The following is a 17,283-nucleotide window of genomic DNA, read 5'->3' as shown; positions in this document are numbered from 1 at the left end:
ACATGCTTGTGCCCTGAGATCACATCCGGGTTGATTGCATTCTTACCAGAATTTCCACCATGCATCGCGCTTACCGGCTTTGCCTGTCAGGTAATCACTTTTTGGGTAGTTCTGCAGGAAGACGCGGTTTGCATCGTCCCGCAGTTCTGTCATGCCCATCGCATCGTAGGAGCGTATTAAAATAAACATTGCTTCTTCAATGGATGGCGCATCCGGGTATTCCTTGATGGCAGACTGGGCACGGTTGGCTGAGGCAAGGTAGGCACCACGGCGCAGGTAATAACGTGCAACGTGTACGTCATATTGCGCCAGGGCATTTACCAGATATTTCATGCGCAGGATCGCGTCTGGCGTATACTTGCTGTCGGGGAACTGGATTGCCAGTTGCTTGAAAGCATCAAAGGAATCGCGGGAGGCTTTAGGGTCGCGTTCGGTGATATCCTGATTTGCCAGAAAATTGAGCAAGCCGACCTGATCGTTGAAGTTGATCACGCCGCGCAAATAATACATGTAATCTACATGGCTATGATTTGGGTGCAGCTTGATAAAGCGTTCAACCGCGGCCAGTGCTTGTGCCTGATCACCTTGTTTGTAATAAGCGTAGGCAGTTTCCATCTGCGCTTGTTGTGCGTAAGTACCGAAAGGGAAGCGTGATTCCAGTTTTTCAAAGTACTGAATTGCCTTTTCATAACCCCCGCTGGACATTTCGTCTTTAGCTTCAGCGTATAATTTTGATGCTGACCAGGTTTTGGTCTCATCGCCTTTTTCACCAAACACCCCGCAGCCGCTTAAACTTAAGGACGCGGCAACAGCCAGAACCAGCAATTTCAAAGATTTAATGTGCATAAATTTGTGCGTGAGCATGAAAACAATTTACGGATTATAGCCGATGGCAAAAAATGTGAAACAAACTACTACAGTGATTTTGTCAGATTCCGACCTGGACACTGAATTGGAAGGGCTGAACGATACCACCGAAGTGGACGAAGATTTTGCCCTTGTAGTAGAAAATATAGAATTAAAGCTCACTTCGTATGCTTGTGGTGAGCGTTTGGACAAGACTTTGTCCAAACTGGTTCCACAATATTCAAGAAGCCGCATCCAGCAATGGATAGAAGACGGTTTCGTCAGCGTTGATGGCAAGCCTGGTCGTGGCAAGATGACCATGCTCGGTGATGAAAAAATTATTATTGAGCCACAGGCTGCGCCTGATGAAGGTGCTTATGCGCCGGAAGACATCCCTTTGAACGTGGTGTATGAAGACGACGACATCCTGGTCATCAACAAACCTGCTGATATGGTGGTGCACCCGGCAGCGGGCAACTGGTCAGGCACTTTGCTCAATGGCTTGCTGTATCGCTGGCCTGCTTTGCTCGGTGTGCCGCGCGCTGGCATTGTACACAGGCTGGATAAAGATACTTCTGGCCTGATGGTGGTCGCCAAAACCCTGATTGCCCATACTGAACTGGTGCGCCAGTTGCAGGACAGGACAGTCAAGCGTGAATATAATGCGCTGGTATGGGGTACACCTAATTTGTCAGGCACAGTCGATGCGCCTATGGCCAGACATCCGCGTGACCGCATCAAGATGGCGGTTTCGCAAAGCATGCTTGCCAAACCTGCTGTTACGCATTTCCAGCGCGTAGGCGCTGGCATGCTGGAAAAATTCCCCGTCAGCCTGGTTGCCTGCCAACTGGAAACTGGCCGCACTCATCAGATACGTGTACACATGCTGTCGCTGGGCTTTCCTCTGGTGGGCGATCCTTTATATGGCAAACAACATCTGGCGCGTTTCTTTCACCGTCAAGCATTGCAGGCACGTAAACTTGGCCTGACACACCCGACCACGGGTGAGCATGTGGAATGGGAAATCCCCTTGGCTGATGATTTTGCAGCATTACTGCAGCAGGCTGGCATACAGACAGTATGAAACCAGACAGCAAGAACTTGGCTGATCTTGCTCCTTCCCGGTAGTGCTGCCCAACTGGCAGCACGCGCCCGCTAACGTGCGGGCGTTCACCACTACCCGTCATGGCGGGTTCAGTCTTGGCCCTTATGGAGATGCGAGCGGCAGCGCTGGCCTCAATCTTGGCGACCATGTCAACGACAATCCCATCGCAGTAAAACAGAATCGGGATAAATTAAATCGCCAATTGCCTTCGGATGTCATATTCTTATCACAAGTGCATGGCAATATAATACTGAATGCGGCTGACCTCATTGTTGGCAATGCCAATATCGGTGATGCTGTCCTCAGTACGCAAACAGGGCAGGTCTGCGCTGTGCTGACTGCGGATTGTTTGCCGGTTTTATTTACTGATGTCGCTGGCAAGGTCGTTGCGGCGGCCCATGCAGGCTGGCGTGGTCTGGCTGGTGGGGTGTTGCAAAATACCGTGTTAGCGATGAGGAGTAAGGGTGCGCAAGAAATTATTGCGTGGCTTGGTCCGGCTATCGGGCCGCAAGAGTTTGAAGTAGGGCGTGATGTGCTGGATGCTTTTGCTGCACAGATTCCTGATGCGCAGGCTTATTTCAAAGTACAAGCCAGGCAGGATGGGGCAGAAAAATATCTGGCTGATCTTTACGGGTTGGCAAGAAAATTGCTAAATGACATGGGTCTTGACCAGGTTTTTGGCGGAGACCATTGTACCGTGACCGAAGTGGAGGAGTTCTATTCATACCGACGTGACGGTGTCAGCGGAAGAATGGCCAGCCTGATCTGGATAGCACCTGATTGATTTGCTTGATTTAATCTGCTTTCGTTTCGGCAGCTTGATGTTTTGGATGTGCTTCATGTGCTTGCAGGTCGTCTGAAACTGTCGGAGTTGCAGATTGTTTTTGCAGTGCAGCTTGTTTTTCCAGTCTTTCACGCTTGCGCTGTGGTGTACGCATCAGGTATAAAACTATTGTTAAAGGAAAAACGCAATACAAGAGGAACGTCATGATGCCTGCGATGACGGAGTGTTCTGTGATCGACATCATCAGTACGACATAAATCCAGGCGATTGCAACGATATGCATAAGAACCTATTACTTATTATTGTGAATGCTTGATGCTCGCATTCATGGTGAGAATTGAATAGTGAGAACTGTATTGCAGCTTGGTATTGTAGCTTGGCATTGCAGCTTATTTAATCAGGGAAAGAAAGCTTAAAATTATTTCGAAACGATACGCGAAAATCAGGAGGCACGCATGAAGACTTTCGATCCTCAAGCTATGTACTCCGAGTGGATGTCACAGCTAGTGAATCAAGATAAATGGCAGGAGTGGATGAAACCTGCCGCAACAATGAACCCCATGCCAGCAGCAGATATGCTGAAGGACTTGGGGGCGCAGATAGATCCTGCCACCATGACGCGCTTGCAAACGGAGTATATGCAAGAGTTTGGCAAGCTATGGCAAGACTTTGCTGTATCCAAAATCCCTGATTTGAAAGACCGGCGTTTTTCAGCCCCAGACTGGCATAACCATGCCATGCACTCTTATAGTGCAGCATCCTATTTGTTGAATGCACGTTTTTTGATGGCTATGGCAGAGTCTGTGCAGGCCCCAATCAAGACAAAACAGAAAATCGGTTTTGCAGTGCAGCAAATGATAGATGCAATGTCGCCGGCCAATTTTCTGGTCACCAATCCCGAAGCGCAAAGCAAGCTGATCGAGAGCAAAGGCGAGAGCCTGGCCAAGGGCATTACTCAAATGCTGGCCGATATGCAAAAAGGCCGCATTTCCCAGACAGATGAATCCGCCTTCGAAGTTGGCAAAAATGTCGCCACTTCAGCCGGTACCGTGGTGTATGAAAACCATCTGTTCCAGCTTATTCAGTACCAGCCTACCACCAAGACAGTTCATCAGCGCCCCTTGTTGATGGTGCCGCCTTGCATCAATAAATTTTACATCCTTGATTTGCAGCCTGAGAATTCGGTCGTGCGTTATGCGGTTGATCAGGGGCATACAGTGTTCCTGGTGTCATGGGCAAATCCGGATGAAAGCATGGCCGAAGTCAGCTGGAATGACTATATCGAAGACGGTGCCATACAAGCCATCAAGGTCGCACAAAAGATCAGCAAGCAAGACAAGATCAATGCATTTGGCTTTTGCGTAGGCGGGACCATTATCTCTACGGCCTTGTCAGTGCTTGCAGCACGTGGCGAACATCCTGCCAGCAGCCTGACTTTGCTGACTACCTTGCTCGACTTTACCCAGACTGGCGTACTTGATGTGTTTGTCGATGAAATGCAAGTCAAGATGCGCGAGCAAAGCATAGGGCGTCGTGGCATCTTGCCGGGCAAAGATCTGGCCAGCACCTTCTCCAGTCTGAGGGCAAATGACCTGGTCTGGAATTATGTACAGTCAAATTACCTCAAGGGCGAAGCACCGCCACCGTTTGATCTCTTGTACTGGAATGCCGATAGCACTAATTTGCCAGGTCCGATGTTTTGCTGGTATTTGCGTAATACCTATCTGGAAAACAAACTCAAACAGCCCGGTGCATTGACAGTCGCGGGCAGCAAGGTTGATCTGGGCAAAATCGATGCACCTTGCTTTGTCTATGGCTCCAGGGAAGATCACATTGTTCCATGGCAGGCAGCATTTGCTTCTACGGCTTTGCTCAATCCCCGCCATAAAGACCTTAACCGTTTTGTGCTGGGTGCATCGGGCCATATTGCTGGCGTTGTTAATCCTCCAGCCAAGAAGAAAAGAAGTTATTGGACCAATGAGCAAGCTGGCCTGGATGCAGAAAGCTGGTTTGCCGGTGCCACAGAACACCCGGGTAGCTGGTGGCCAGAATGGTCAGCCTTTTTGAGTGAGCATGGCGGCAAGATGGTGAAAGTGCCAGCCACGCCTGGAAATACAGAATTTCCTGCAATTGAAGCCGCACCCGGACGGTATGTGAAGGTAAGGGCAGATTGAAGGTTTGTTGTTAAGTAATTAAAATTCAATGAGGAGAACAAGTATGTCAAAACGTGTTGCTTATGTTACTGGTGGTATGGGTGGTATTGGAACTCCAATTTGCAGGCGTTTGTGCAAAGATGGTTATACGGTAGTGGCAGGTTGCGGTCCAAATTCAGCCCGCAAGGATAAATGGCTGGCCGATATGCGTGCAGAAGGCCTGGATATCCATGCTTCTGAAGGTAATGTCTCTGATTGGGAATCAACCAAGGCTGCCTTTGAAAAAGTCAGGGCAGAAATTGGTGAGGTCGATGTGCTGGTCAATAATGCCGGCATTACCCGCGACGGCCAGTTCCGCAAGATGAGCAAGGCGGATTGGGATGCTGTCATGGATACCAATTTGAATTCCCTGTTCAACGTCACCAAGCAAGTCATTGATGGCATGGTAGATCGCGGTTGGGGCCGTATCATCAATATTTCTTCTGTGAATGGTCAAAAAGGCCAGTTTGGTCAGACTAATTACTCGACGGCTAAAGCTGGCATTCATGGTTTCTCCATGGCCTTGGCACAGGAAGTAGCGACTAAAGGTGTGACGGTGAATACGGTTTCCCCAGGCTATGTTGGAACCGACATGGTCAAGGCCATCCGCCCTGACGTGCTGGAAAAGATTGTGGCCGGTATCCCTGTCAAACGTCTGGCTGAGCCTGAAGAGATTGCCTCTATTGTTGCCTGGATTGCATCTGATGAAGGTGGTTATGCTACTGGTTCAGACTTCTCCATCAATGGTGGTTTGCATATGGGCTAAGCACCGCCAGCCATCAGAAACTGCCAGGAATTAGAATAAATTTTTTAAATTGGCTTTTTAGCCTCCCTGATTGCTGTCTTTCTTCTGCAGTGCGGTAAAATATGCCCATCAGAGTCGCAAGATTTCGATGGGCATATCTTTTGCTGACTGCAAAATGCAGTGGACTGCAATAGTGAAATCGAGAGTGAAGGACATGTGCCCGGTGTATCAGGGCAAGACGCAAAGCACTGCGATAGCGAGGCTATCGCGAGCATTTGCAACGCGGCCATGATTGTCGCGCACATGGCAGGCACTCCGTTTTTCACTTTTGTAGTCCACTAGGATGCAAATAAAAAAGGGGACAAACATGAAAGCTGTTTTGGCCGTGCCAGAACATTAAATCATGTTTGCGTGAATAGTCTGTGTTACTTTGACGAGAGATCCTCATCAAGTGGCAGGATATCGAAGTGTTTAACTGAGATCTCAATGAATAGCGCAAAAAAATCATCACAGCATCTGATCAAGAAATATCCCAACCGTCGTCTGTACGACACCCAAACCAGCAGCTATATCACGCTGGTAGACGTCAAACAGTTTGTATTGGAAAACGATGATTTCGCCGTAGTTGATGCAAAAACAGGCGAAGATTTGACACGCAGCATATTGTTGCAAATCATTCTGGAAGAAGAAGCGGGCGGTTCGCCGATGTTCTCCAGTGTCGTTTTGTCACAAATCATTCGTTACTATGGCCATGCCATGCAAGGCATGATGGGCAATTATCTGGAAAAAAACGTCCAGGCCTTTATCGATATCCAGAACAAATTGGCCGAAAATTCCAAGGGCATCTATGAAGGCAAGCCCTTCAGCCCTGAAATGTGGACACAGTTCATGAATGTGCAGGGCCCAATGATGCAAGGAATGATGGGCAACTACATAGAACAGAGCAAGAATTTGTTTGTGCAAATGCAAGAACAGATGCAAAGCCAGGCAAAAAACATGTTCAATGTCTTCCCGTTCAATCCGGAAGATGTGAGTAAAAAGTAAATGATCTTCAAGTTGAGTTGGCTCGTATTCTGACTTAAGCCCCTGATTCTTCAGGAAATTATCGCAGATGCGGCAAGTTGGGCTGGCAAAAAGGGTACAATAGCGGATTCGCTTTTGTACCCTTTTTGCTCTTATTTGCTATTAATTGTCCTCTATGTCTATCTCTGAAATTCGTCGTCAAGAAATGCCTGCTACCCACAAGGTGGGATTTGTGTCCCTGGGTTGTCCGAAGGCGCTCGTCGATTCCGAACAAATCCTGACCCAGTTGCGTGCCGAAGGTTACGACACCGCCAAATCCTATGACGGCGCTGATCTGGTCATCGTCAACACCTGTGGCTTCATTGATGCTGCTGTGCAGGAATCGCTGGATGCGATTGGTGAGGCGCTGGCTGAAAATGGCAGGGTCATCGTGACTGGTTGCCTCGGTGCTAAAAAAGATGCTGACGGTAAGGACATGATACAGTCCATACATCCCAAGGTACTGGAAGTAACTGGCCCACACGCAGTCGGTGAAGTCATGGCGGCGGTGCACAAGCATTTGCCCAAGCCACATGAGCCCTTCATGGATCTGGTACCACCACAAGGTGTGAAACTGACGCCCAAGCATTTCGCTTACCTCAAAATCTCTGAAGGCTGTAACCACCGCTGCAGTTTCTGCATCATCCCATCCATGCGTGGCGACCTGGTTTCACGCCCGATTGCTGATGTCATGATGGAAGCAGAAAACCTGTTCAAGGCTGGCGTCAAGGAATTGCTGGTAATTTCTCAGGACACCAGCGCCTATGGCGTGGATGTCAAATTCCGCATGGGCTTCTGGAACGGCAAGCCGGTCAAAACCCATATGACACAACTGGTAGAAGCCTTGGGCGAGCTGGCCAAGCAGCATGATGCCTGGGTACGCCTGCATTATGTTTACCCTTATCCGCATGTCGATCAGATCATTCCTTTCATGAACAACGGCCATGTGCTTCCTTATCTGGACGTGCCTTTGCAACATGCTCACCCTGACGTGTTGAAACGCATGAAGCGTCCGGCAAGTGGTGAGAAAAATATAGAGCGCATCAAGGCCTGGCGTGAAATGTGCCCGGAAATCACGATACGTTCTACTTTCATCGCCGGTTTCCCTGGTGAGACAGAAGAAGAGTTTGAATACCTGCTCGACTTCCTCAAAGAAGCGGAAATTGATCGTCTTGGCTGCTTTGCCTATTCGCCAGTTGAAGGCGCCACCGCCAATGAAATCGCCAATCAGTTGCCAGATGATGTGCGTGAAGACCGCCGTCGTCGCGTCATGGAATTGCAGGAAGGTATATCCAAGAAGCGTCTGCAGGCCAAGATAGGTAAAACCATGCGCGTGCTGATCGATTCTCTCGACCGTAGCGGTGGTGTAGGCCGTAGTTCTGCTGATGCGCCTGAGATTGATGGTGTCGTCTATGTCAAGCCTCCTTTTGAGCCACATCGCAAACTGAAGGTCGGTGAATTCGTCGAAGTAAAAATTACTGCGGCTGATGCCCATGACTTGTGGGGCGAAGCGGTCTGATGAGATTTTTGCGTTTGGTTTTATTGCCGCTGACCCTGTACTCAGAGTTTGCCTCAGGGCTTACGGTCGAGGCTCAGGATAAAACTGAGCTGGCTTCTCCGGCAGCATCGCGTTTTGCTCCCATGACTAATCCTTTTTTTGCCAAAGAAATTGAATTCCAGGGCAAGATGGGCGATGACAAGATACGCATGCACTTGCAACCAAAAACTGAAGACAGAGACAGCGTCGAAGGTTCTTATGTCGTGGCAGGTGGCAAGCGCAATCAAGGCAAGAAGATTTTACTGGCTGGCGAAGTCAGTGGTAATAAACTCAGCATGGAAGAATCTGAAGACGGCGTAGATGTGTCTGGCCAGTGGGATGGCGAACTCAAGGACAATGTCATCCGCGGTATCTGGCAATCAGATGATGGCAAGGTCAGTAAAGAATTCGTACTTGAATTGCTGCCACTTCCAAAAAGTAAAAAAACCAAAGCTGTCTTAACTAAATAAAATAGTCAATACAGCTTTTCATCCAAGGATGCTCGCGCAGGCGCATGTTTTTACGCGTAGGGCAGTTCTTGCCGTTGCCCCGTAATCAGAAATAGCGTGTATTTGAGGCAAATCTCAAATGGTACAATCCAGGCTCTTTCCCCCGGGCCTGGACGATCATGTTTTCAATAAAAAAAGTTTGCGCACTTGCATTGCTGGTAGCATCAATTTCTCAATCAGCATTTGCTGATAATTCACCAAACCCCGCATCTTTTGGTGCATTCCGCAAAGAGTTCAAGACCCAGGTCGGCTATGAAGGCGACCATCGTAGTCCCGTAGGCAGCGCACCGGACAACGTATTTCAATCTGTGCGTTATCAGTCCTCAGTGGGCGCGCTTAGCGCATTGTTGACGCCAGATCCCAAAGACGGGAAAAAACACCCCGCTATTATTTGGATTACTGGTGGTGATAGCAATTCCATTGACGGAGCATCTTTGTCCAGAGTCAAGCCGAGAGCAAATGATCAATCTGCGGCTGCTTATCGAAAAGCAGGTGTCGTGATGATGTTTCCCTCACTGCGCGGTGGCAACGATAATCCGGGCAAGCATGAAGCAAACTTTGGCGAGATTGACGATGTGCTGGCAGCGGCAGATTACCTGGCCCAGCAGCCGTGGATAGATCCTGCGCGCATTTATCTTGGTGGCCATAGCACTGGGGGTACTCTGGTATTGATGGTGGCAGAGGCCAGCAAGCGCTTCAGGGCAGTGTTTTCATTTGGCCCGGTAGCTAATTTGCGAGATTATGGGAATATGATACCTGTCAATTTTGAAAAGTTGAGTTATGCGGAACAACTGGTGCGTGCACCCTACTACTGGTTGCCGTCTGTTCAAAGCCCTGTATTCATTATTGAAGGAGTGGACGGCAATATCGATTCACTCGAGTTCTTGCGAGGTAAATCCCGCAATCCCTATATCAAATTCTTGTCGGTCAAAGGAGCTTCGCATTTTACGATTTTGGCTCCCGCAAACGATCTGATCGCCAGAAAAATTCTGTTGGATGATGGGTCTGTCAGCAACATCAGCCTGACAGAAAGTGAAATGATCAACGAACTTTCAAAGAAATAGTTAACAAGACATATTTTCAAAAGGCGCGTGATGCGCCTTTTTTTCATCATGGAGTGTGTACTGCTTGTACGCTAATATGTGCAAACATTTGAACTATTAGCGAAACAGGGACTAGCATGTCAGAAAATATCCGTCCTGAACCAGGATTCAATACCGGCATCATCCACAATGAATATGTTGCACCAGAAGGTTTTGCTGCCTTCCCGGTTGGCATACATCATGCATCCACGGTCTTGTTTGAAAATGTCGCCGCGATGCGCGAGCGTAGCTGGCAAGATAAATCGGCATATACCTATGGCTTGCATGGTACGCCTACCAGTTTCACTCTGGAGGCTAGACTGGCAGAGATAGAGAAAGGTAAATTCTGCCTGCTCGCACCCAGTGGCCTCGCGGCAATTACGCTGGTCGATATGGCGTTTTTACAGAGTGGTGATCATGTCCTGATCCCGGATAATGCCTACGGCCCCAATCGCGATCTGGCGGACTGGTTATCACGCAGTTTTGGCATCAGTGTGCAGTATTACGATCCCCTGATCGGTGCTGGTATTGCAGAGCTGATTGTGGAAAATACCCGGCTGATCTGGGTAGAGGCACCAGGCTCCGTTACGATGGAAGTGCCGGATGTGCCAGCGATATGTGCTGTTGCCCATGCGCGCGGTGTGTTGGTGGCGATGGATAATACCTGGTCGGCAGGGCTTGCGTTTGCTGCTTTTGAGCATGGTGTGGATATCATCATGCAGGCGCTGACCAAATACCAGAGCGGTGGTTCGGATGTTTTGATGGGGGCAGTGATTACCCGTGACAAGACACTTAATACCCGATTGCAGCTGGCGCACATGCGCCTGGGTTTTGGTGTCGGTATGGATGATGTTTATCTGGTACTGCGCAATTTGCCTACGCTGCAACTGCGTTTTAATGCGCACGATCAAAGTGCCCGCAAGATTGCAGCATGGCTGGCTGAACAGCCAGAAATCAGTAAGGTTTTGCATCCGGCATTGCCGGATTGTCCTGGGCATGCAATCTGGCAGCGTGACTTTACCGGGGCGGGTGGTTTGTTTTCGGTGTTGTTTGATGCAAGCTATAGCGAAGAGCAAACTGACCGCTTTGTCGATAGTTTGAAATTGTTCAAGCTAGGCTATAGCTGGGGCGGGGCGCATAGCTTATGTGTGCCATATCGCATGCAGTATATGCGTAGCAACTGGACAGAGTCCGGCATACTGGTGCGTTTCAATATAGGTTTGGAAGATACGCAAGACCTGATTGCTGACATAGAGCAGGCCTTGACGATGCTGACTTGAAAACCATGGCTGCTATTGATGCAGCCTTGGCTTTCAGGCTTATTTATTTTTACTTATTTACTTGCTAGCGCTACTTGCAGCAGCATCAGACGCAGGAGCAGACGTGGTATTTGCCTCAGATGCAGCAGCGGGCAAGCTTGCTGGCGCTGGTGCTGGTTCTGGGGTGCTGGCAGAAGCCGAGTGAACCTCAGTTGGATTATGACCAGCAGCTTCACCTTGCATACTGACTTTATCACCCGCTTTAAAAATCAGGAACAGGGCAGCGGCTGCAAAAATAATAAAGCCGACGAGAATTTTCCACATAGTTGTCTCCAAGGTTCAATTTTTAAGATGAAGCAAGCTTAGATGGGCTTGCTTACATCATTCTTGCATTGACGCCTGAAGATAAAAAAGCCAAAAAAAAGAGTGAATTTCCTAAAAAATTCACTCTTCCTCAATGCATCCCCGCAAGCGGGGATGGGTTTGCCTGTAGCTTAAGCTGCCAGCAATTGACGTAATACAAATGGCAAGATACCGCCATGTTTGTAGTAGTCAACTTCGATAGGAGTATCGATGCGCAACAAGACTTTAACTTCTTTCTTTTCACCGTTGGCACGGTGGATCACCAGAGTTGCTTCTTGCTGTGGCTTGATCTCATCTTCTATACCTTTGAGGTCGAAAGATTCGTTGCCAGTAATGTGCAAAGTATCAACGCTGTCAGTACCGAGGAATTGCAGTGGCAATACACCCATGCCAACCAGGTTGGAGCGGTGGATACGCTCAAAAGAACGGGCGATGACAGCTTTTACGCCCAGCAATTGAGTACCTTTTGCTGCCCAGTCACGGGAAGAGCCTGTGCCGTATTCTTCACCACCAAAAATCATGGTTGGCGTGCCATCAGCAACATATTTCATCGCTGCGTCATAGATCGCCATTTGTTCGCCAGTTGGCTGGAACAGGGTTTCGCCGCCTTCAACACGAGAGCCATCTTCCTTGGCCGGGATCATAAGGTTTTTGATACGCACGTTGGCAAATGTGCCGCGCATCATGATTTCATGGTTACCACGGCGTGAGCCGTAGGAGTTGAAATCGGCTTTTAGTACGCCGTTTTCTTTCAGCCATTTACCTGCAGGGCTGGATTCCTTGATGGCGCCAGCTGGGGAGATGTGGTCAGTCGTGATGGAGTCACCGAACACGCCCAGTGCACGTGCAGCAGTGATGCCAGTCGCGGCTGCTTTTGGTTCCATTGTGAAGTCAGCAAAGAATGGTGGCTCAGCAATGTAAGTGGAAGCAGGCCAGTTGTAAACATCGCCTTCTGCGACGCCCTGGATGTTTTCCCACAGTTTGCCGGGAGCACCTTTAACGTCTGCGTAGTTTTCCTTGAAGGTTTTGGAGTTCATCGCGAACTTCATCAGTTTGCTGATTTCTGCGCTGGTAGGCCAGATGTCGCCGAGGAAAATGTCCTTGCCTTTAACGCGGCCAACCGGCTCTGTCATCAGGTCGCGGGTCATATTGCCAGCGATGGCGTAAGCAACTACCAAAGGAGGGGAGGCCAGGAAGTTGGAGCGGATGTTCGGGTGTATACGTGCTTCAAAGTTGCGGTTACCAGACAGGATGGCAGATGCCACGATGTCGTTGGCAGCAATTGCTTCGTTCATCGCAGGTGTCAGATCGCCAGCATTGCCGATACAGGTAGTGCAGCCATAAGCTGTCACGCCGAAACCCAGTTTTTCCAGGTAAGGCAACAAGCCTGCTGCTTCCAGGTATTTAGTCACAACGCGCGAGCCAGGAGCCAGCGAAGTTTTGATATGAGGGGCTACTTTCAAACCAGCTTCAACTGCCTTCTTGGCCAGCAAGCCAGCAGCCAGCAAGACGCTAGGATTGGATGTGTTGGTGCAGGAAGTAATCGCAGCAATCAATACGTCGCCGTTTTTGACATTCACACCATCAGTATTAGTGTATACCGTGTTCAGGTCTTCTGCTTTTTTGTTGAAGCCATTCTCTGCTGTTGGCTTGGAGAACAGATCTGCAAAAGTGGATTTGACGTTGCCGATTTCGATACGGTCTTGCGGGCGCTTAGGGCCGGCCAAGGACGGTGCAACCGTGGCCAGATCGAGGCTGATTTCTGTCGTGTAGTCGATTTCGCCAGCAGCAGGGATGCCGAACATTTTCTGAGCTTTGAAATAGCCTTCGAATGCGTCGATTTCTGCTTTGGTACGGCCTGTACCTTTGAAGTAATCGATAGTCGCTTCATCAACAGGGAAGAAGCCCATCGTTGCGCCGTATTCCGGAGCCATGTTAGCGATAGTCGCGCGGTCTGTCAGGGACAGAGAGCGTGTGCCTTCGCCAAAGAATTCAACAAACTTGCCAACAACCTTGGCTTTACGCAGCAATTCGGTGATAGTCAATACCAGATCTGTTGCTGTGCAGCCTTCACGCAGTGCGCCAGTCAGGTTCACGCCAACAACGTCAGGTGTCAGGAAGTAAACCGGTTGACCCAGCATGCCGGCTTCTGCCTCGATACCGCCTACACCCCAGCCAACTACACCGATACCATTGATCATGGTGGTGTGGGAATCTGTACCTACCAGTGTGTCTGGGTAGTAGACTTCATTTTTCTTGGCATCTTTGACTTTGTGGACGCCGCGTGCCAGGTATTCCAGATTAACCTGGTGAACGATACCAAAGCCTGGAGGAACCACGCCAAAAGTATCAAATGCCTGCATGCCCCATTTCATGAACTGGTAACGCTCGTTATTGCGTTGGAACTCCAGTTTCATGTTCAGGTCCAGCGCTTTCTTTTCGCGGAAATGATCGATCTGCACGGAGTGATCAACCACCAGATCAACTGGAACCAGCGGTTCGATATTTTTTGCATTTTTGCCTTGTTTGGCAGCAACGTTACGCATCGCAGCCAGATCAGCCAGCAAAGGTACGCCGGTAAAATCTTGCAGGACAACGCGGGATACCACGAAAGGGATTTCGTCTGTGCGGGCTGCAGTTGCACCCCAGTTCGCCAGTTGTTTGACGTGCTCTTCAGTGACTTTTTTTCCGTCGCAATTACGCAGCACCGATTCCAGAACGATACGGATGGACACTGGCAGGCGCGAAATATTTACGCCGAGATTTTTTTCCAATGCAGGCAGGGAAAAGAACTTGCCTTTCTTGGTGTCTGAAATTTTAAAATCTTTCAGGGTTTTGAATGCATCTTTGTACGCATTTTGGCTCATGGCTCTTCCTCTTATTTACAAAAATCAACGATCAAAAAATAATTACATCAAATTACTGCAATATCCACTCAATACCCACTCAACTCCATCCGGTCATACTGAGCAAATATTGCATGTTATGGCACCAGGACTTACTTGACTGGCGCTGCACCGGTATCTTTGCTATTCACTTCTGCCAGTGACGCTGCTTCTGTCTTGCATTCATTGGCTAATTGCTGGCCCTTGTGCGAATCCAGTAACAAGCCTTTGGCGGGAATACCTATCCAGACAAAACCGGACTTGCGGTTTTCAAAGCGCACAGCACCTGTTGTGGTATCGACCTTGGTCAGGCGGTACAGGCGTTTTTTCCAGCGCATGGCCACATGCTCTGCGTCTTCAGGGTTGGTGTACATAGTCAGGGAGTTGCCGAGCTCGCATTTGTACTCGAAGTTCTTGTGTAGGGCCACGTCTGGTTCCGGCTCGTCATCTTCTTTTGTTGCCTGGGCAGCGGCAGGTTTTGCTGCCTTTGCTGTGGATTTGGTTTTGCTGCGTGGTGCTTCCACTGCATTGGCGTTGGTGGCAAGCATGGTGCATGCGGCAAATGCCAGGCTGATAAAAGAAAGTAATTTCATGGTGTCTCCTAGAGTAACTCTTGTGCTGCTGCCGGTAATGCGATTTGCCCCGACTGGGCTCGTCTTAAAATTGTCCAATAATAGCGGTAACTGGCTCTGTCATGTAACTGTCCTTGCCATTGTATGGGTCCCCAGTCCTGTTTTTTTGCCTGGCTCAGGATGCCGATGGCATCCTGGATGTGGTTTTCGTTGGGGGAAAAGGCCGCAATGACAGGCCGTATCTGGTCTGGATGTATGCTCCACATGCGCATGTAGCCGCATTCACTGGCTGCGCGATGTGCGTCATCTGCCACGACGCTGGTGTCTTTGATCTCGGTGGTGACATTGTGTGAAGCCACTTTGCCATAGCGATGGCAGGCCGCAGCAATTTCCAGTTTGGCCCGCAAGACCAGGGGATGGCTGAACTGCCCAGGTGAACGCATCGCCCATGCAGGTATGGCGCCAAAATGGGAGGATACGAAATCCATCAAACCAAATGACAAGCATTCTACCTGGGGCAGGGCGGCAATCTGCTGCACTTCTGCCAGTGCGCCATGGGTTTCTATCAAAACGTGAACCGGGATCAACTGGCCGTCAGTTCTTTTGCCAAAATGATTAATGCGCTCAAGAGCTGTCTGCAATTCGGCAACATTGTTTATTTTGGGTAAAACCAGATAAGCAAGTTTGTCTGCGCATGCGGGCAGTATGATTTGCAGGTCTTGCTCAAATGCGGGGTGATGTACATCGTGCACCCTTACGCCAAGACGCTGAAAATGATTGTCTGTACTGTTCACTAAACCAGTGACCAGATTTGCGTGATTGATCTCGTTGCCAGCGGCCGCGCCGTCTTCGCAATCGAGAGTGATGTCAAAAACTCCGCCTAGTTCCTGTTGTAGCGCAATCGATTTGCGCATCAATTTTTCAGATCCTGCGTAATGGTCGCAGACCGGTAATATAACCGGTAAAATTTGATCCTGAAAAAGTACTGTAGATGGATGCATTACTTAATATGTCGTCGTGAATCAAGGCAGATTCCAGCGGTTGCCGGAACCTGCCCCCTTACCTGATTAACCTACCAGGTGTTTGACGCCATCACGCTCTTCTTGCAATTCTTTGAGTGTGACGTTGATGCGTTCACGAGAAAACTCGTCGATTTCCAGACCTTGAACGATAGTGTATTCGCCGTTCTCTGTTGTCACAGGGAAGCCGAACATGGTGCCTTCAGGGATGCCATAAGAGCCATCGGAAGGAATACCCATTGTTGTCCATTTGCCATCTGTGCCCAGCAACCAGTCACGTACGTGGTCGATTGCTGCGTTTGCTGCAGAAGCTGCAGAAGACAGGCCGCGCGCTTCGATAATCGCCGCGCCGCGTTTGCCAACTGTAGGCAGGAATACATCTTTGTTCCAGACTTGATCATTGATCAGGTCTTTGACAGATGCGCCATCTACTGTCGCGAAGCGATAGTCAGCGTACATGGTTGGGGAGTGGTTGCCCCATACGCACAGTTTTTCAACTGCAGCAACTGGCTTGCCAACTTTGGCAGCCACTTGAGACAAGGCGCGGTTGTGATCCAGGCGCAGCATTGCTGTGAAGTTTTTCGCTGGCAGGGAAGGTGCCGATTTCATCGCGATGTAAGCATTGGTATTGGCTGGGTTGCCAACGACCAAAACTTTAACATTGCGGGATGCTACTGCATCCAGTGCCTTGCCTTGTACAGTGAAAATCTGTGCATTGGCTTCCAGCAGATCTTTGCGTTCCATGCCTGGGCCGCGTGGACGTGCACCAACCAGCAAGGCGACGTCGATATCTTTGAACGCTGTCATTGGATCGCTGTGAGCTGACATGCCAGCTAACAGTGGGAATGCGCAGTCGTCGATTTCCATCATTACGCCTTTCAGCGCTTTCTGGGCTTTTTCGTCAGGAATTTCCAATAATTGCAGAATCACTGGCTGGTCTTTGCCCAGCATGTCGCCATTGGCGATACGGAACAGAAGGGAATAGCCAATTTGGCCTGCGGCGCCTGTAACAGCTACGCGCATAGGGGATTTCGCCATGATGCATCTCCGAAGTGGTGTGAAAACGATGTTCAAACAATTGCAGCGACTGATAAGCCGACGCTATGTAAAACACTTAATGATACCGTTGAAAGCGCTGTCAGTCAGCCAAAATCCGCTGCAAACATGTTTTCGTCCTTTACATTGAAAGCGTTCGGACTATATTGCTTGGTGTGACTGCTTTGTGACAGATCGATAGTTGAGGGCGGCCTGATGCAGACCCCAACTATTATTTGTACGGGAGTGTAGGTCGTGTGGGGCTAAGTGTCAATCAATATCTTATGT

General features: G+C 49.4%; 16 protein-coding genes. 9 read left to right on the top strand and 7 right to left on the bottom strand.

Features of this window, described 5'->3' with window-relative positions; all coding sequences use genetic code 11:
• Positions 1 to 42: 42 nt before the first annotated feature.
• Positions 43 to 846, bottom strand: coding sequence for an outer membrane protein assembly factor BamD (locus ACO0LI_RS09370; protein ID WP_422951093.1), 804 nt, complete (start codon positions 844 to 846; stop codon positions 43 to 45).
• 43 nt (positions 847 to 889) lie between these two features.
• Here ACO0LI_RS09370 and ACO0LI_RS09365 point away from each other — a divergent pair, with 43 nt between their 5' ends.
• Positions 890 to 1,930 carry an RluA family pseudouridine synthase gene (locus ACO0LI_RS09365; protein ID WP_423032362.1) on the top strand — a complete coding sequence of 347 codons (1,041 nt, stop codon included), beginning with the start codon at positions 890 to 892 and terminating at the stop codon, positions 1,928 to 1,930.
• A gap of 76 nt (positions 1,931 to 2,006) precedes the next feature.
• Positions 2,007 to 2,735, top strand: a complete 729-nt coding sequence (gene pgeF, locus ACO0LI_RS09360) for a peptidoglycan editing factor PgeF (protein ID WP_423032361.1) — start codon at positions 2,007 to 2,009, stop codon at positions 2,733 to 2,735.
• A 10-nt stretch (positions 2,736 to 2,745) separates the two neighbouring features.
• Here the strand turns inward: pgeF and ACO0LI_RS09355 are convergent, their stop codons facing one another.
• Positions 2,746 to 3,018, bottom strand: coding sequence for a hypothetical protein (locus ACO0LI_RS09355; RefSeq protein WP_423032360.1), 273 nt, complete (start codon positions 3,016 to 3,018; stop codon positions 2,746 to 2,748).
• A gap of 172 nt (positions 3,019 to 3,190) precedes the next feature.
• Here ACO0LI_RS09355 and phaC point away from each other — a divergent pair, with 172 nt between their 5' ends.
• From phaC to ACO0LI_RS09320, 7 genes are all read left to right on the top strand, one after another.
• Positions 3,191 to 4,909: a class I poly(R)-hydroxyalkanoic acid synthase gene (gene phaC / locus ACO0LI_RS09350; RefSeq protein WP_423032359.1), complete on the top strand. Its 1,719-nt coding sequence runs from the start codon at positions 3,191 to 3,193 to the stop codon at positions 4,907 to 4,909.
• 43 nt (positions 4,910 to 4,952) lie between these two features.
• Positions 4,953 to 5,693: a 3-ketoacyl-ACP reductase gene (locus ACO0LI_RS09345; RefSeq protein WP_110253708.1), complete on the top strand. Its 741-nt coding sequence runs from the start codon at positions 4,953 to 4,955 to the stop codon at positions 5,691 to 5,693.
• Between the two features lie 465 nt (positions 5,694 to 6,158).
• A complete protein-coding gene (phaR, locus tag ACO0LI_RS09340; protein WP_422951098.1) occupies positions 6,159 to 6,716 on the top strand; it encodes a polyhydroxyalkanoate synthesis repressor PhaR in 558 nt (185 codons plus the stop codon).
• A 154-nt stretch (positions 6,717 to 6,870) separates the two neighbouring features.
• On the top strand, positions 6,871 to 8,253 hold the full coding sequence (gene rimO / locus ACO0LI_RS09335; RefSeq protein ID WP_422951099.1) for a 30S ribosomal protein S12 methylthiotransferase RimO: 1,383 nt from the start codon (positions 6,871 to 6,873) through the stop codon (positions 8,251 to 8,253).
• Complete coding sequence (locus ACO0LI_RS09330; protein ID WP_422951100.1) at positions 8,253 to 8,741, top strand: hypothetical protein; 489 nt, start codon at positions 8,253 to 8,255, stop codon at positions 8,739 to 8,741. The genes rimO and ACO0LI_RS09330 overlap by 1 nt, the downstream gene beginning before the upstream one ends.
• A 158-nt stretch (positions 8,742 to 8,899) precedes the next feature.
• Positions 8,900 to 9,844 (top strand): alpha/beta hydrolase family protein, encoded by a 945-nt coding sequence (locus ACO0LI_RS09325; RefSeq protein WP_422951101.1) that lies wholly within the window; start codon positions 8,900 to 8,902, stop codon positions 9,842 to 9,844.
• Positions 9,845 to 9,960: 116 nt separating this feature from the next.
• Positions 9,961 to 11,142: a cystathionine beta-lyase gene (locus ACO0LI_RS09320; RefSeq protein WP_422952702.1), complete on the top strand. Its 1,182-nt coding sequence runs from the start codon at positions 9,961 to 9,963 to the stop codon at positions 11,140 to 11,142.
• Between the two features lie 57 nt (positions 11,143 to 11,199).
• Here ACO0LI_RS09320 and ACO0LI_RS09315 read toward each other — a convergent pair whose 3' ends face one another.
• From ACO0LI_RS09315 to ACO0LI_RS09295, 5 genes are all read right to left on the bottom strand, one after another.
• Positions 11,200 to 11,445 (bottom strand): hypothetical protein, encoded by a 246-nt coding sequence (locus ACO0LI_RS09315; protein ID WP_422952701.1) that lies wholly within the window; start codon positions 11,443 to 11,445, stop codon positions 11,200 to 11,202.
• 170 nt (positions 11,446 to 11,615) lie between these two features.
• The gene (gene acnA, locus ACO0LI_RS09310) at positions 11,616 to 14,351 is read right to left on the bottom strand and encodes an aconitate hydratase AcnA (RefSeq protein ID WP_422952700.1); all 2,736 of its coding nucleotides are present in this window, start codon (positions 14,349 to 14,351) and stop codon (positions 11,616 to 11,618) included.
• A gap of 131 nt (positions 14,352 to 14,482) precedes the next feature.
• On the bottom strand, positions 14,483 to 14,962 hold the full coding sequence (locus ACO0LI_RS09305; protein WP_422952699.1) for a hypothetical protein: 480 nt from the start codon (positions 14,960 to 14,962) through the stop codon (positions 14,483 to 14,485).
• Positions 14,963 to 14,970: 8 nt separating this feature from the next.
• Positions 14,971 to 15,942, bottom strand: coding sequence for an HpcH/HpaI aldolase/citrate lyase family protein (locus ACO0LI_RS09300; protein ID WP_423032358.1), 972 nt, complete (start codon positions 15,940 to 15,942; stop codon positions 14,971 to 14,973).
• 66 nt (positions 15,943 to 16,008) lie between these two features.
• The gene (locus ACO0LI_RS09295) at positions 16,009 to 16,998 is read right to left on the bottom strand and encodes a malate dehydrogenase (protein WP_423032357.1); all 990 of its coding nucleotides are present in this window, start codon (positions 16,996 to 16,998) and stop codon (positions 16,009 to 16,011) included.
• Between the last annotated feature and the right edge of the window lie 285 nt (positions 16,999 to 17,283).

Origin of the sequence: Undibacterium sp. Tian12W, assembly GCF_049339405.1 — a bacterium.
GTDB lineage: Bacteria > Pseudomonadota > Gammaproteobacteria > Burkholderiales > Burkholderiaceae_D > Undibacterium.
The sequence above is the reverse complement of the archived record's forward strand: the minus strand, read 5'-3'. Positions and strand labels throughout refer to the sequence as shown.